Source organism: Aestuariimicrobium soli (genome assembly GCF_051192575.1).
GTDB lineage: Bacteria > Actinomycetota > Actinomycetes > Propionibacteriales > Propionibacteriaceae > Aestuariimicrobium > Aestuariimicrobium soli.
The window spans coordinates 428,648-442,930 of sequence record NZ_JBPJSQ010000003.1 but is presented as its reverse complement, the minus strand read 5'-3'; the positions used below and the strand labels follow the sequence as shown (position 1 = coordinate 442,930).

Annotated in this window: 14 protein-coding genes; all 14 read left to right on the top strand. The window is 68.6% G+C overall.

Annotated elements, in window-relative coordinates; translation table 11 throughout:
- Complete coding sequence (locus ACSDQ9_RS05780) at positions 1–180, top strand: hypothetical protein (protein WP_435144765.1); 180 nt, start codon at positions 1–3, stop codon at positions 178–180.
- Positions 177–557 carry a hypothetical protein gene (locus ACSDQ9_RS05775; RefSeq protein WP_435144763.1) on the top strand — a complete coding sequence of 127 codons (381 nt, stop codon included), beginning with the start codon at positions 177–179 and terminating at the stop codon, positions 555–557. The genes ACSDQ9_RS05780 and ACSDQ9_RS05775 overlap by 4 nt, the downstream gene beginning before the upstream one ends.
- 54 nt (positions 558–611) lie before the next feature.
- The gene (locus ACSDQ9_RS05770) at positions 612–1,169 is read left to right on the top strand and encodes a phage tail tube protein (protein ID WP_435144761.1); all 558 of its coding nucleotides are present in this window, start codon (positions 612–614) and stop codon (positions 1,167–1,169) included.
- 96 nt (positions 1,170–1,265) lie between these two features.
- Positions 1,266–1,583 (top strand): hypothetical protein, encoded by a 318-nt coding sequence (locus ACSDQ9_RS05765; RefSeq protein ID WP_435144759.1) that lies wholly within the window; start codon positions 1,266–1,268, stop codon positions 1,581–1,583.
- A gap of 41 nt (positions 1,584–1,624) precedes the next feature.
- On the top strand, positions 1,625–1,903 hold the full coding sequence (locus tag ACSDQ9_RS05760; RefSeq protein ID WP_435144756.1) for a hypothetical protein: 279 nt from the start codon (positions 1,625–1,627) through the stop codon (positions 1,901–1,903).
- Complete coding sequence (locus ACSDQ9_RS05755; protein ID WP_435144754.1) at positions 1,900–5,382, top strand: hypothetical protein; 3,483 nt, start codon at positions 1,900–1,902, stop codon at positions 5,380–5,382. The genes ACSDQ9_RS05760 and ACSDQ9_RS05755 overlap by 4 nt, the downstream gene beginning before the upstream one ends.
- A complete protein-coding gene (locus ACSDQ9_RS05750; RefSeq protein WP_435144751.1) occupies positions 5,379–7,208 on the top strand; it encodes a DNRLRE domain-containing protein in 1,830 nt (609 codons plus the stop codon). The genes ACSDQ9_RS05755 and ACSDQ9_RS05750 overlap by 4 nt, the downstream gene beginning before the upstream one ends.
- Positions 7,209–8,354: 1,146 nt before the next feature.
- A complete protein-coding gene (locus tag ACSDQ9_RS05745) occupies positions 8,355–10,355 on the top strand; it encodes a hypothetical protein (protein ID WP_435144749.1) in 2,001 nt (666 codons plus the stop codon).
- Between the two features lie 4 nt (positions 10,356–10,359).
- Positions 10,360–10,851, top strand: coding sequence for a carbohydrate-binding protein (locus ACSDQ9_RS05740; RefSeq protein WP_435144746.1), 492 nt, complete (start codon positions 10,360–10,362; stop codon positions 10,849–10,851).
- Positions 10,851–11,330: a hypothetical protein gene (locus ACSDQ9_RS05735; RefSeq protein WP_435144743.1), complete on the top strand. Its 480-nt coding sequence runs from the start codon at positions 10,851–10,853 to the stop codon at positions 11,328–11,330. Before ACSDQ9_RS05740 ends, ACSDQ9_RS05735 begins: the two co-directional genes overlap by 1 nt.
- Complete coding sequence (locus ACSDQ9_RS05730) at positions 11,327–11,728, top strand: hypothetical protein (RefSeq protein WP_435144741.1); 402 nt, start codon at positions 11,327–11,329, stop codon at positions 11,726–11,728. The genes ACSDQ9_RS05735 and ACSDQ9_RS05730 overlap by 4 nt, the downstream gene beginning before the upstream one ends.
- On the top strand, positions 11,728–12,462 hold the full coding sequence (locus tag ACSDQ9_RS05725; protein ID WP_435144738.1) for a hypothetical protein: 735 nt from the start codon (positions 11,728–11,730) through the stop codon (positions 12,460–12,462). Before ACSDQ9_RS05730 ends, ACSDQ9_RS05725 begins: the two co-directional genes overlap by 1 nt.
- On the top strand, positions 12,459–12,677 hold the full coding sequence (locus ACSDQ9_RS05720) for a phage holin (protein WP_435144736.1): 219 nt from the start codon (positions 12,459–12,461) through the stop codon (positions 12,675–12,677). The genes ACSDQ9_RS05725 and ACSDQ9_RS05720 overlap by 4 nt, the downstream gene beginning before the upstream one ends.
- On the top strand, positions 12,674–14,275 hold the full coding sequence (locus ACSDQ9_RS05715; RefSeq protein ID WP_435144733.1) for a hypothetical protein: 1,602 nt from the start codon (positions 12,674–12,676) through the stop codon (positions 14,273–14,275). The genes ACSDQ9_RS05720 and ACSDQ9_RS05715 overlap by 4 nt, the downstream gene beginning before the upstream one ends.
- Positions 14,276–14,283: the final 8 nt, after the last annotated feature.

The following is a 14,283-nucleotide window of genomic DNA, read 5'->3' as shown; positions in this document are numbered from 1 at the left end:
ATGAGCGACAACCTGTGGATCGAGACTCCCGCCGGGAAGATCGTCGAGCTGAGTCGTGCGTCTGCCTTGGAGCAGATCGCCAACGGCCACGCTTCGCCCGCGTCTGAGGATGCGGTGAAGAAGGCTGTGGCCGAGCAGGCCAAGGCTGAGGCTGAGTCGAAGAAGGAGGCGGGCAAGTGACCGTCGACGTCGAGGCTCTTCTGGTTGCCGCCCTGTCGCCCGTTCTGGGCGTTCCGGTGGCGACGATGACCCCGAACCCGCGTCCCGTTGCGTTCGTGCGTGTGGTGGCCGCTGGCGGCCCTGCGCGGGCGCAGCGGGTGCTGGACTGGGCCGATGTGATGTGGGAGGCGTGGTCGTCGGCCGATGACACCGGCGAGGCTGCGTCTGCCCTGGCTGGCCGAGTGCGTGACGAGATCGACGATCTGGTCGGCGCAACCCACAATGGCGCGTTCGTCGTCGACGCGTCCGCGACCCGTCCGAGGTCGTTCCGTGACGACATCTCTGGCACCCCGCGCTATGTGGGGCAGGCACGGCTGCTCATCCACGCCAACAACTGACACTGAGCACCCTCCCTCAAAGGTGGCGGCAACCCCTTCCGAGAGGAAACCAGCATGGCTGGACAGAAGATCGCCGAGGTTCGACTCGGCGCACCGAAGGTCGGCGGGTACGGCTTCTCGGCCCCCATCGGCTCCACCCGCCCCACGGCCGCCGGCACCACCCTGGACGCCGCGTACATCGACCTCGGATTCATTTCCGAGGAAGGCGTCGAGGTCACCACCGAGAACGGCACCACGAAGATCAAGGACTGGAACCTCGACACCATCGCGGTGGTGCAGGAGTCCAACGAGTGCACGATCGGTGTCACGTTCGTGCAGGTGTCCCCGGCTCTTGCGAAGGAGCTGTTCGGCACCGCCAATGTGGTCATCACCGGCACTGCGCCCGCAGACAAGGTGACGAAGATCGGCTACACCGGCGAGATCCTGCCGCACAAGATGTACGCCTTCCCGATGAAGGACGGCAACGGCGACATGCTCATCGACATCGGCGACGGTCAGGTGACCTCGGTGTCGGGCCTGAAGTTCGTCAAGAACCAGGTCGTGAGCTTCACCGTGACCATCGAGTGCTTCAAGGACGCCGCGGGCAAGTTCTTCAACTGGCACCTGGTCTGACCCACCACCCCCTCAATCCCCCGATGGGGTGGAGTTCCGCCGCCACGCCACCCCATCGGGTCACTCATTCGCGGCGGCAATCGAAGGCGGCAAACCATGACTGAACCGAATCGCTGGATCACCGTCGAGGACGGCGACCAGATCTACGAGATCAACGCGCTCGACATCGAGGACCCCGACGAGAACATGGTGCGGACGCTGACCGCGCTCGAAGAGGGCTACCTCCCGGCGCTGTTCGACCTGACGCGGCTGCTCGGCATCGACACCACCGGGTGGCGCATGTCGCGCGTAGCCGAGTGCTGGCAGGCGATCAAGAAGGCGGTGGAGCTGGACGCGGGGGAATCCTCTGGCTCCGGCAAGTCGTCGGAGCCCACCGCGAAGAAGTCGAGGTCGCGCTCATCCAGCAGGGGCTGAGGCTCCGCGATTTCGAGACCGGACGACTGCCGTGGCGCGACATGTTCGTCGTGCTGCGGCACCAGCCGCCGGGCTCCCCGCTGGCGGTGGCCATCGACCCGAAGAACGGCCCGTGGTCGCTGGGTGATCTGCTGCTCGCCACCCTCGTCAACCAGGTGCAGAACCTCATGTGGGGGCTAGGCGGCGGCAAGGGCCAGAAGCCGAAACCGATTGGCCCGTTCGGCGAGACGCAGACCGAGAACTACAAGGGCACGCCGCTGACGATCAACGAGGCGGAGGCGCTGCGTGACCAGTACCGACCGAGAGGGGATGCCGCATGAGTGAGTTGGCTCAGGGTTTCATCTCCCTGTCGGTGGCGCTGGACGAGCCGGGTGCTGATCTGGCGAAGTTCTTCGGCGACACGCAGAAGCAGGCCAAGAAGACCGGCGACGCGATCGGTTCCGCGCTGACTGCGGGCGTCAAGGATGGCGCCGAGAAGGCGCGTGCCGAGATGGCGCGGTTGCAGGTGGCTCAGAAGACGGCGACGCAGGCCGCCGAGGACGCCCGTGGTCGTCAGGCTGCCGCGGCCCGCAAGGTTGAGATTGCCGAGGCGAAGCTCAACGAGATGCGGGCGGCCGGCAAGTCTTCGGCATCCCAGCTTCTCGCGGCTGAGGATCGGCTTGAGTCAGCGAAGTCGGGGGTGGCGAAGGCTGCCCTGGCTGTGGTGGCTGCGGAGCGCAAGCAGCAGGATGCCACCGACGCGGCGCGGAAGGCCGCGAAGGCGCAGACCGACGCCACTCTCGCGCAGGCGAAGGCGCTCAACAGTCTGGCTGACGAGGCGCTGGGCACCGAGCGCAAGGTGGACCGTTCGTTCAGCGGGATGCTCAAGTCGGTGCGGTCGCTCAAGATTCCGGGTCGCCCGTTCAAGGGTGTCTCGGATGAGGCGTCGACCGAGGGCAAGAAGGCCGGTCGGACGCTGGTGCAGGCGGTGGACCGCGAGTCCCGCAAGCAGGCGAGGTCGTCCAAGCTCGGCAGTGGCCTGCTCGCTGGGATCGCTGGCGGTGCCGGCGGTCTCGCTGCGACGGCTGGGGCTTCGGCTGGCTCGTCGGTGGTGTCGCTGTTCGGGGAGTCGACGAATGCGGCCGCCGACCTCGAGCAGTCCATCGGCGCCGTCGACACGATCTTCAAGCAGTCGTCGAAGCAGATGCACGCGTGGGGACAGAACGCCGTGCAGTCAGTGGGCCTCTCGGAGAACGCCTACAACGAACTAGCGACCGTGCTCGGGGCGCAGCTCAAGAACGGCGGCACCTCCCTCGACCAGCTCGGGGCGAAGACGAACGACCTGATCGGTGTGGGTGCTGACCTCTCTTCGATGTTCGGCGGCTCCACCAAGGATGCCGTCGAGGCGATCTCGTCGGCACTCAAGGGTGAGCGTGACCCCATCGAGCGCTACGGCGTGAGCCTCAAGCAGGCCGCGATCGATGCGAAGGCCGCCGATCTCGGATTCAAGAAGATCGACGGCACGTTCAGCAACCAGGCGCAGCAGGCGGCGACTCTCGCGCTCATCATGGAGCAGACGAAGGACGCCACCGGCAACTTCGCCAAGGAAGCCGACACCGCGGCCCAGAAGCAGCAGAAGTTGGCGGCCGCCCAGGAGAATCTGAAGGCGTCCGCCGGCGAACTGTTGCAGCCGTTGAAGATGCTCGCCATCGACCGGGGCATGAAGCTCGTCGAGTGGGCCGACAAGATGGCCCCGAAGGCGAAGGAGGTCGCCGACGGCATCGGCGGCGTCGTCTCGATCCTGACCAAGGGCGACTTCCAGGGCGCGGGGAAGACGTTCGGTCTCGAAGAGGATTCGAAGCCGGTCGAGATTCTGTTCCGCATCCGGGACGCCTTCACCGAGGTCAAGGGCGGCATCGTCGCGTTTCGTGAGTCGTGGAAGGCATTCGACGGCGATGTCACGTCGTCGGGGTTCCCGGGCTTCATGGAGCGACTGGCGTTCGTCGCCCGCACCGCCCTCGAAGACGTCCTCATCCCGAAGCTGCGCGAGTTGGCGGCTTGGTTCACCTCGGAGATTCTGCCTCGGCTGCGGACGTTGGCAACGGAAGGCAAGCAGAACTTCGACAAGCTCTCTCGTGTTGCGACCGAGTTCGCCGCGGCGTTCATGGAGAAGATTCACCCGTTCATCCCGACGATCAAGGACGCCATGTCCCAGATCGGTGGCATCATCACGGGCGCCCTCGACCTGATCCGCGCTGTCGTGAATCGCGTGACGACGATCATCACCTGGGTGTGGGATCGCTGGGGCGACCGCATCAGCACTCTGGCCGCCACGTATTTCGGTGGCCTCGCGCAGGTGATCGGCGGCGCCCTCAAGATCGTGCGCGGCGTGATCCAGACGATCACCGGCCTGATCTCCGGCGACTGGGGTAAGGCGTGGGATGGCGTCAAGTCCATCGCACGGGGCGCTCTCGATGTGGTGCTCGGGTTCATCAAGACCTCGGGCATCGCGTCGGCTTTCAGCGCCGTGGTGGAGTCCATCAAGGTGGTGTGGGGTCGGCTCAGCGAGACGATCGCCCGCCCCGTGAACGCCGTGATCGACATCATCAACAAGGGCATCCTCGAGCCTTTCAACAAGGTGGCCGAGCTGTTCGGCTCGGACAAGCGGGCCACGCTCATCGCACAGGTGCAGTGGGGCACGCCGGCGGGCGGCGGGGCGAAGGGTAGGACGGCGTTCGCGTCGGGCGGCATCCTTCCCGGCTACACCCCCGGCCGGGACGTGCACGAGTTCTACAGCCCGACGGCTGGGCGCTTGTCGCTGTCCGGTGGCGAGCCGATCATGCGGCCCGAGTTCGGGCGACTGGTGGGCGGCGAGAGCGCCATCAACATGCTGAACATGGCGGCCCGTCGCGGACGCCGCGCACTGATGGCTGCGTTCGACATGCTCGGGCACGGCGCGTTCAAGACTGGCGGCATCGTCAACTTCCGGGGCGGACGCTTCACCGCGGAGTTCGCCAAGCGCCTGCGCATGGCGGAGGGCCTCGCTGGTGCGGTCATGCAGGTCACGCAGGGCGGTTGGCGTCCGGCCACCTCCTACTCGGGCACCTCGCACCGTGGCGACGCGATCGACATCAGCGGCGCCGGGTTCCAGCGGTTCATTGGCCCCCTGCGGCAGGTGGGCATCCCCACGTGGGATCGCACCGGCAAGGGCAATTGGATCGCCCACGCTCACGGCGTGCCGCTGCCCGGCTCGGGCACGGCGTTGGGGTCGGCGATCTGGCAGGCGCAGGACTATCTGCGCGGCGGTGACGGTCTCGGCGGCCGTGACAGCGGGCCTCGCGGTGGTGGCATCTCGGGTGCGCTGTCGGGGCTGTGGCAGGGCGTCAAGGACGTCGCGGGGAAGCTGGTCCACGACTTCAAGGGCTTGTTCCAGAGCGGCCTCGATCGGCTCGGCGAGCTGGGCTCGTCACCGTTCGCGCAGATGTTGGGCGGCATGGCCCGCACGGTCGCCTCGACGATCACGGATGGCGCGAAGGATCTCGTCGGCCTGCAGTCTGGTGGCACTGTCGGCCGGTCGACGGTGGCGGCGCTGTCCGAGGATGGCATGCCCGAGCTGGTGGTCGGCCCGCAGATGCGTCGCCTCATGGAGGGCTCGCGGGTCTACTCGTGGGCCGAGACGCAGAAGCTCATGGGCGGCGGCTCGGACGAGCCTCGCCGCATCGTCGGCACGCTCACGATTCCTGGCCTCGGCGAGGGGCTGCTCGATGGCTATCTGCAGGACGCCCAGGCGGGCGCGGCTAGGCGGGGGTGGAGTCGATGACGGTCTCGAAGATCACGGCGGTCTACACCGGGTCGGTGCGACAGGCGCAGCCGACGCAGACCTTCTACCGCGCCGCCGGGTATCTGCCGCTGAATGCGACGGCAGGCAGCCAGCAGCGTGCGGTGATCTGGTTCGCGAACCCGTTCCCGGCGAGTGGCGCGAACGTCGCCTCGGCGAAGCTGGTGCTGCGGACCCGCGCACTGGCGGCGTCGGCGACCATCTCCGCGCGTCTGGCCGCCAAGTGGAACGGTCAGTTCGCCAAGGGCCTCAACTGGTCGAATCAGCCTGCTCAGGTCGGGGCGACGGCCTCCCTCGCGAAGACCGGGGCACAGCCCGCCAACGCCGTCTGGGAGTTGGACGTCACCGCGCAGATGCAGCTCGTCGCTTCCGGGCAGGGCTTCTACGGGTTCGTCGTCTACACGTCGAGCACGTCGACGGTGCCGGTGCAAGAGCCCATGATGGGTGCCGCCGTGGCCCCACAGCTCGTGGTCGACTGGTCGGTGGCTCCGCTGGCTCCCACGTCGCTGTCCCCGGCTGGTGGTCGGGTGGTGTCGGTGGCGAAGCCGACGCTCCGTTTCGATTTTTTCGATTCGGTGGGTGCGACCTCCATCGGTGCTGTCCAGGTGCAGACCAACTCGACCAGTTCGTTCACCGCGCCCGCGTTCGACTCGGGCACGGTGGCGACGACTGTCGAGCAGCTGGACCTGTCCAGCGCCGCGTTCGTGGCCCCGGCGTCGGGTGCGACGACGTGGTGGCGGGTGCGGGTGCAGGACTCGGGTGGCTTGTGGTCGCCGTGGTCCGCGCCGGTGTCGTGGGTGTATCGCCCGCTGCCGACGGTGACGATCACCGCCCCCGCGTCGGGCACGGTCACTGATCCGACTCCGCCGATCGCGTGGTCGACCTCGGGTGGCACGCAGTCGGCGTTCCGGGTGCTCATCAACCGCCAGCTGCCGGGTGGTGGCTGGGCGACGGTCGATGAGTCGGGCTGGCAGGTATCGGCGGCCACCTCATGGACTCCGAGCAAGCCGATGGGCATCACCGGCACTCACCGTGTGTGGGTGCTGGTGCGCGACACGTATGCGCGTGAGGCGACCCCGGGCGGGCCGGTGCAGGCTGAGGTGCTGCGTGACGTGACGTTCGCGCCGGGTGCCACCGCTGGCGTCACCGGCCTGTCGGTGTCGATGCTGGCGGCGGGTGCGCGGCTGGCGTGGTCGCGGTCGCAGGCCCCGGACGAGTGGATCATCTACCGCGATGGCGTGTCGGTGGCCCGCGTCCCCGGGGTGTCGCTGTCGACGGGCGGCACCGGATATGCGTGGACTGATCTGCTGGCCCCCGGTGGTGCCCACACGTGGCGCGTCTATGCCGTCGTCAACAAGATCGCAGCCCCCGCGTCGTCGGCGTCAGGCACCTTCCTCCGCAAGGGCGTCTGGCTGCTCGACCCGGACGACCTCACCGCGTCGGTGGTGGTGGCCGGCGTCGGCGTCGATCAGGACATGCCGGAGGTGGGCGCCACGTTCGAGCCGGTCGGCGCTCGCACTGCGGTGCGGATCGTGTCGGCCCAGCGCGGATGGGAGGGCTCCATGTCGGGGCGGCTCATGAACCTCGACAACGGCACCACGGCCTCGACGTGGCGGGATCGACTGCTGGAGTGGAAGCCGCAGGTCGGCAAGACGCTGTGGATGCTCGCCTGGGATCAGGCGTTCCGTGTCGTCATCAGCGAGGTGTACGTCGGCGGCAACGAGCTGCGCGGCGGTGAGGACATCTGGGATGTCCGGTTCTCCTACCGCCAGGTCGATGATTTCGCCTTCGACCCGATGGACGGCTGACGTGATCAAGACGGGCCTCTCCGCGGCGGATCAGCGCCTGTTTCACGCCTCCCTACTGCGGGATCATGCGATCGACGTGCGGGTGTCGCTGCTCGACCTCGACCACAATCTCGTCGGGCAGGTGCGCGGCGGGGTGCTGTCCGGTCAGGTCGATGTGGACACCACGCAGCCGGTCGACCGGTCGGCGCAAGTGGAGATCGTCGACCCCGCCAACGACCTCGGATTGGCCTCGACCGACGCCTACTCGGCTGGGCTGACGCTCAACCGCATGCTGCGGATCGAGTACGGCGTGTGGTCGGCGCTGCTGCCCCGGTGGGTGTGGGTGCCGATCTTCACCGGCCCACTCACCTCGGGCCAGCGCTCGGGGGTAACCACCAATCTCACCGCGCACGGCAAGGAGTCGCTGTCGTTGGGCCCGTCGGCCCGCAACATCATCCATCGCAAGGGCAGCCGCAAAACGACGGTGATCGACGACCTGCTGCGCCAGTCCGGCGAGGGTTTCCGCGAGATTCCGCGCCGCCTCGACAAGACGACCCGGGACAGCGTGATCACCCCCGTCGATGTGATTTGGGATCGGGTGACGATGTGGGCGCGCAGCTTCGGCGATCAGCGGATCTGGTACGACGGCCGCGGCTACGCAGTACTGAGACCCATCGGCGGCAACCCCGTGTGGGAGTTCGCGCCAGTGTCGGGTGGGCTGCTGGAGCGCCCCCAGTACGCGGCCGACATGTCGCAGATGCGGAACATGGTCATCGTCACCGGGGCGACCCCGAAGGGCGCGAAAACCCCCGTCGTGGGCAAGGCGATGCAGCAGGTCAACCACCCGTTTTCGGCGGCGTCGCTGGCGCGCGGCGGGCAGGACCGGTGGGTGCCTGAGTACATCGAGGACGACTCGGTGACGACGGTCGCCGCCGCGAACGCGCTCGCGAAGGCCAAGCTCTCGGAGTTCCTGAGCTCGGGCATGGATGTGGAGTTCGCCGCCCTGCCGATTCCGCACCTGGAGCCGTGGGATGTGGTGCGCGTCCGCGACGGCCAGCAGTCGTCGCCGATGAGCCTGCAGAAGTTTTCGATCCCCCTCACTGCCGATGGGCGGATGACGGTGGGGCGGCACGGGGTGTCGCGGCGAGTGACGAGGAGGGCGGCCAGATGAGTGATCGCCTGTCGGGTCGGGTGCTGTCGGTGGAGTCGGCGCCGCAGGGTGCGGTGGCTGTCTCGTGGACGGCCACGTCGCTGCTGGTGTGGGACGCCTCCGACTTTGTGCGCGAGGGCGGCCAGTTCACCGTCGACGGGTCGGCGACGGTCTACGACTACGTGTCGGTGACCGAGGGCGAGTCCGACGACGACCCCGATGTGGTGACCACCGTCCAGTCGAGCCCGGGCGGTTTCGCCGGCGAGTTCCCCGTGTCGATCTACCCGGCTGCGGTCGATGTGGTGGCCCAGGTCGAGTTGCCGCAGACTGCCGACGCGATCCCCGCCGTGGTGCCTCACGCGCTGCGCCCGCTGCTCGCCGACGGTGTGCGCGATCTCGCCGACTGTGAGGCCGTCGAGCTGATCCCGGTGGGCGCGTCGTGGCAGGTCGCTGATGTGGTGGGACGTGAGGCTCGCATCGGTGCCGTGGCGTTGTCGTCGGACGTGTGGGATCAGGTCTCGGCGTCGGGTAGTCACATCTGGCATCGCGACCATGCGCCGGATGTCGATGGCGTAGCCGAGGGTGATCTGTGGTTTGAGCATGATCCGGTGACTTCGGCGACGGTGCACATGTATCAGTGGCAGTCGGGGGCATGGGTGGTGTCGGCGATCGGCGGCACTGTCCTCACCGACGTGGACGCTGGATCGATCACCACCGGAGTCATGCAGGGCATCGACATCTACAGCCCCAACAACGGCACGGCGCCCGGCGACTACCCGAAAACCCACATGGGCGGAGGGCTGATGGAAGTGGTGCGCCTCGACGATCAGGGCGCACCGTATCGGGCGCTCGCGTTCGGCGGTCCGGACCCCGACCAGATCAGCATCCGCGACAACCTCGGCAACTCACTGGCAGCGCTCAACTCCGACGGCAGCATCACTGGTGCCATCGTCAACGCCGACGCCGCCACCATCGGCGGCTACGACGTGGGTGCCGAGCTGGCCGAGATTCCCCGCAATCTGGTCGATGGGGCGCGACAGTCGTTGGGCTCCACGTCGGCGCTCAACAACGTCCGCATCGGCTCGTCGGAGTGCGGCACCGTCGAGATGCCGCTGGTGGCGCAACAGGGCCACGTGTACCGCATCGGCTACGCCGGGCACGTCAACGTGGTCACGACCGCCGCGAGCTTGGAGTGGCGCGTCCGGGCCACCACCGCCGCAGACGGGGCAACCCCGACCGCACCACTGGTGTCGTCCACGCAGTACGGCCAACGCAACTTCCAGAACCAGCCGGTGGGCAACAACGGCACCGACTGGTCATTCCTGTGGACGGCCCCTGACAGCAACAACTACCGCTTCCTGTGGACGCTGCGCTGCACCGGCTCCAACTATGCGCTGGTGAGCGCGGGCGACACATGGCGCAGCGAGTTCTACATCGAGGACTTGGGCCTCTACAACCGGCAGGGCGACGGACGCGCCAGCCTCGGCGGCGGCACCCCGTACTCGGGCTCGACGGGCACCACGCCCGAGTCGAACACGGCGACCCCACAGCAGATCACCGGAAGCTTCGCTGTCCCGTCGAGTCACATGAAGTCGTGGCGGGCGGGGACGGAAGTCACTGACTACCTGCAGCAGGGCAACTACGGCGGGGCTCAGCGGTACTCGACCATCTGCTTCCCCTCGGCCATGCGCAACCAGCTCAGCGGTGCCACGATCCAGTCGATCACCGTCACCCTCAACTCTGCCTCGTGGTGGTACGGGGCGGGCGGCAAGTACCGCATCGGCCGATTCCTGGGAACCGCCTACACCCCGACCCTGCAAACGTCCGGCGGCACCCCCGTGGACACCGGCACCGTCGGCACCGGGCAGCACACGTTCACGCTCAACTCGGGCATGTACGCGGGCATCGCGGCGGGGACGGTAACCGGCATCACCCTCGGAGAGGGCGCAGGCGCCACCCTCGCCTACTACGGCAAGTCGGTGCGCTCCGCCACGTTCTCCATCAAGGCCACGAGGTGATCCCATGACGATCGACTACACGACCCTGACCGACAGCGAGGTGTGGGAGCTGGCCCGCGACTCCGCCGCCGAGTGGCAGCGCCGCCAAGTCCTCGCCACCGCCGCACAGGTGATCCGCGAGCAGCAGAAGGCGTGGGCGGCAGCAGCGGGGCGAACCGACGGCGACCCGTGGGTGAAGCCCGTGGGCGCCGTGGACGTGTACCCCGTCGGCGCGATCGTCACCCGCGACGGCAAGGAGTGGGAGTCGCTGATCGACAACAACGCGACCATGCCCGGCGACCCCGACGACCCGCAGTCGTACCGGTGGTGGCGCGACCTCACCCCACCGCCCGACCCTGAGCCAGGGGAGGCGCCCGCCTGGGACGGCAACGGCCACGCCTACACCGTCGACTACCTCGTGACCTACGAGGGCCGCACCTACCGATGCAGGCAGGCGCACACGTCGCAGCCCGGATGGACGCCCGCCTCCGTCCCCGCCCTGTGGGAGGTGCAGTGATGCCTCACCGTATCCTCGCCCGCGTCGGACTGCGCTCCAAAGGGCTGATCCTCATCGGCATCCTGTGGCTGTTGTTCGGGCTGTCGGTGGCGGTGGGTGCGTCGTCGCCGCGCTCGGACAGCCTGTGGCACCTGGTCATCGACTACCGCCTCCGCGCCGCCGGATGGGTCGCCACCGGCGCCCTCGCCCTCGCCTCCTCCCGCTGGCATCGCCTGTCCAATCTGGCGCTGGCGCTGGCGACGGTGATGCCGATGATCCGGCTCACCAGCTACATCGGGGCGTGGATCGTGGCGCTGATCCCCGGCCCGCCCCCCGGCAACCCCACCGGCTGGCTGTCCAGCCTGTATTTCGTGGCCGTGCTGGCGCTGGTGCTGTACGTCGCCCAGCATCCCGCCGACGAGCCCCGCAACAGGGAGGCTCTGGCGTGGCTGGAGTCGTGGGCGGCGAGACAGTCCGACGACAAGGGGGCAGGCCGGTGAGCCCCGCACTGCTCGGATTCCTCGGCATCGTCATCGGCGGCGCGATCACCGGCGGCTTCGCCTACCTCACGCAGCGGATGGCGGCCCGCTCCAACCGCGACGCCCAGCGCGACAGCACGCAGCTCGAATGGGTGCGGCTGATGGCCGAGCAGATCGAGGCGCTGCAGACGGGACGCCGCACCGACCAGACGCGCATCGAGACGCTGGAGCGTGACGTCGCCCTGCAGCGTCGCCAGTCGGGGTCGCTCGCGGCGCTCGTCAACCGCCTCGGCTGGTGGCTCGCCGGCGGCATGCGCGGTCCGACCCCGATGCCCTCGCCCGACCTGCACGACCTCATCGACCCCGCACCGTGGCAGTCCCTGCCGCCGACGTTCCTCGCCCCAGGAGGGGATGACTGATGCCCGAAACCATCTTCGCCGTCGAGCAGCCCGACGGCACCACCTTCCGCGGCTGCTCCTGCCTCGTCGAGTGGTGGCCGATTGTGCAGCGGCTCGCCGTCGCCCGCGGCCTCGTCCAGCAGCAGCTCGACGTGTCCCAGGGCGGCTACAACCGTGGCGGCGTCGCAGCGTCGGCCGGCACCCACGACGGCGGCGGAGTCCTCGACCTGCGCCAGTACTCCGACGGCGTGATCCGACTCCTGCGCGAACTGGGGGCGGCCGCTTGGCATCGCACCCCCGCGCAAGGCTTCATCCACCACACCCACCTTGTCCTCGTCGGCTGCCCTCACGTGTCATCGGGCGCTGCCGCGCAGGTCGTCCAGTACCGGCAGGGCCTCAATGGTCTCGCCGGACGCGGTCCCGACGACGGGCCGCAAGTCACCATCCGCACCTACTCCGAGGGTGTCGCAGTCGCGGCAGCCGAGCTGGCGGTGCTCGCCATCACCGATCTGGAGGATCACATCATGTCCATGTCCGACGCTGACCGAGCCAAGCTCATCGACGACATCGCCGCCGCGACCGCCAAGCGGGTGATGAACTACCCGATCGGCCGGGAAACCGTCGTCGACGGCAAGGGCAAGACCGTGCCGCTGACGTTCGTGCGGTGGCTCCAGACCGTGCTCTACGGCATCAAGCCCGGCACCGGAGCCAGCACCATTGGCCGCATCGCGAAGAAGCTGGGGGTCGAGGCATGAGCGCCGCACTCCGCTCGCAGGTGTACGCCGTCGCCGCCGCCGTGCTGGTCATCCTCGGCGCCTACGGCATCGTGTCCGACGCCCGCTCCCAGCAGTGGCTCGGACTGATCGACTCGGTGCTGGTGCTGGTGTCGTCGGTGGTGCCGCTGGTCGCCCGCCGCCACGTCCCCGACGCGCCCGACTACACCCCCGAGCGCGGGGCTGACGAAGGATGAGCGAGACCGTCCTCACGCCGCCCGCCTCGGAGACGTTCGGGTTCGTCACCGGCAAGGTCGTCCGCTCCCGCGGCGACCGCACCGGCGACGTCGACACCAAGCCCGACTTCATCGCAGCCACCGGCACCGTCGAGTTCACCCCGCTCGAGCTCGAATCACGTCGAGGCGACGCCGTGGTCATCCGCGACGCCATCGTCTGCACCGTCGACGCCACCACCGGCATCCTGACCGACGAAGCAGGCCGCGCCGAGGTGTGGCTGTGGGTCGGCGCGTGGCGCGTCCGGTTCCGCCCCGACAAGGGCACCCTCGCGCCGTTCGACATCAACGTGCAGGCCAGCCACACCGAGGCCGCACCTCTCGACCTGGCGACCGCCGCCCCCTACAGCCCCGGCCCCGGCGTCATGCTCGCGTCGGTGCCGATCCCTTCGGGTGGTGTCGCCGGGCAGGTGCTCCCCATCGACGGCGCTGGTGGGCTGACGCTGACCAACCCCAACCGGCTGGAACCCGTCACCGCCGACACCGCCGCGCCCGCTGCAGCCACCCTCGTCGGGCTGCTGCGCGGCTACTGGAACGTCACCCCGGCCACGTCGCTGACCATCGCCGGCGAAACCGTCCCCGCCACCGGCTGGCTCATCATCGGCTGGAACGGCACCGCGTGGGTGCCCGTAGGGTCGGGCAGCGCCGAACTGCCGCCCCCGCCGCCCACCGCGGCCGGGACACTCACCGCGTCGCCGACCTCGACCACGGCGCTGCTCACCGTCGCCGGACACCTCAACGTCACCGAGTTCGCCTACTCCAAGGACGGCGGCACCACGTGGAGCGCGTGGCAGTCGGCGGCCAGCTACACCTTCACCGGCCTCACCGCCTCCACCTCCTACACGTTCCGGCACAAGGCGCGCGGCGCTGACATGGTGGAGAAGCTCGGCGCCACCGTTACCGTGTCCACGCAGGCGGCGGGCGGATGGGTCGTCAAGTACGGCGACGACTTCACCGCCGCCGACGGAACGGCCGTCGTGGGCCGCGCCCTCCCGCAGGGCACCGGCACGTGGGCGCTGGCCGCCTCGCAGCGAATCAACACGACCACCATCCAGGGCAACAAGGCGACCACCTCGGCGACCACCTCCGGGCAGGACTCCTACGTCCAGATGTGGTCGACGTTCGCCTCGGCCAAGCGCAAGCTGCGGGTCACCGCCACCGTCACCCCGTCGTCGGACAACAAGCTGCCCAGCATCGGCATCTCGACCACCGGATCGGCAGTCAAGCTCGAGTTCGTCGGCACCAGCCTGCAGATGGGCTCCGACTCCCCGTCGCCCACTTCGCAGATCAACGTCTATGACATGGCGTCGACGCTGCTGACCGGCAACCGGGTCGTCGCCACCGGCGTCACCACCTCCGCCGCCCACACGCTCATCCTCGAGTTCGACTCGAACGCGCTCACTGGCAGTGTGTGGCTCGACGGCACCCAGCGGGCCACCATCGGCCCCAAGGACGGGTCGCAGGTCGGCATCAACGTCGTCGGCTCGTGGTGGTACATGTACGGCACGAGCCTCACCAACCTCGGCGGCGTCGACTCATTCGTCCTCGAGGAGTGGGTGTGAGCGTACTC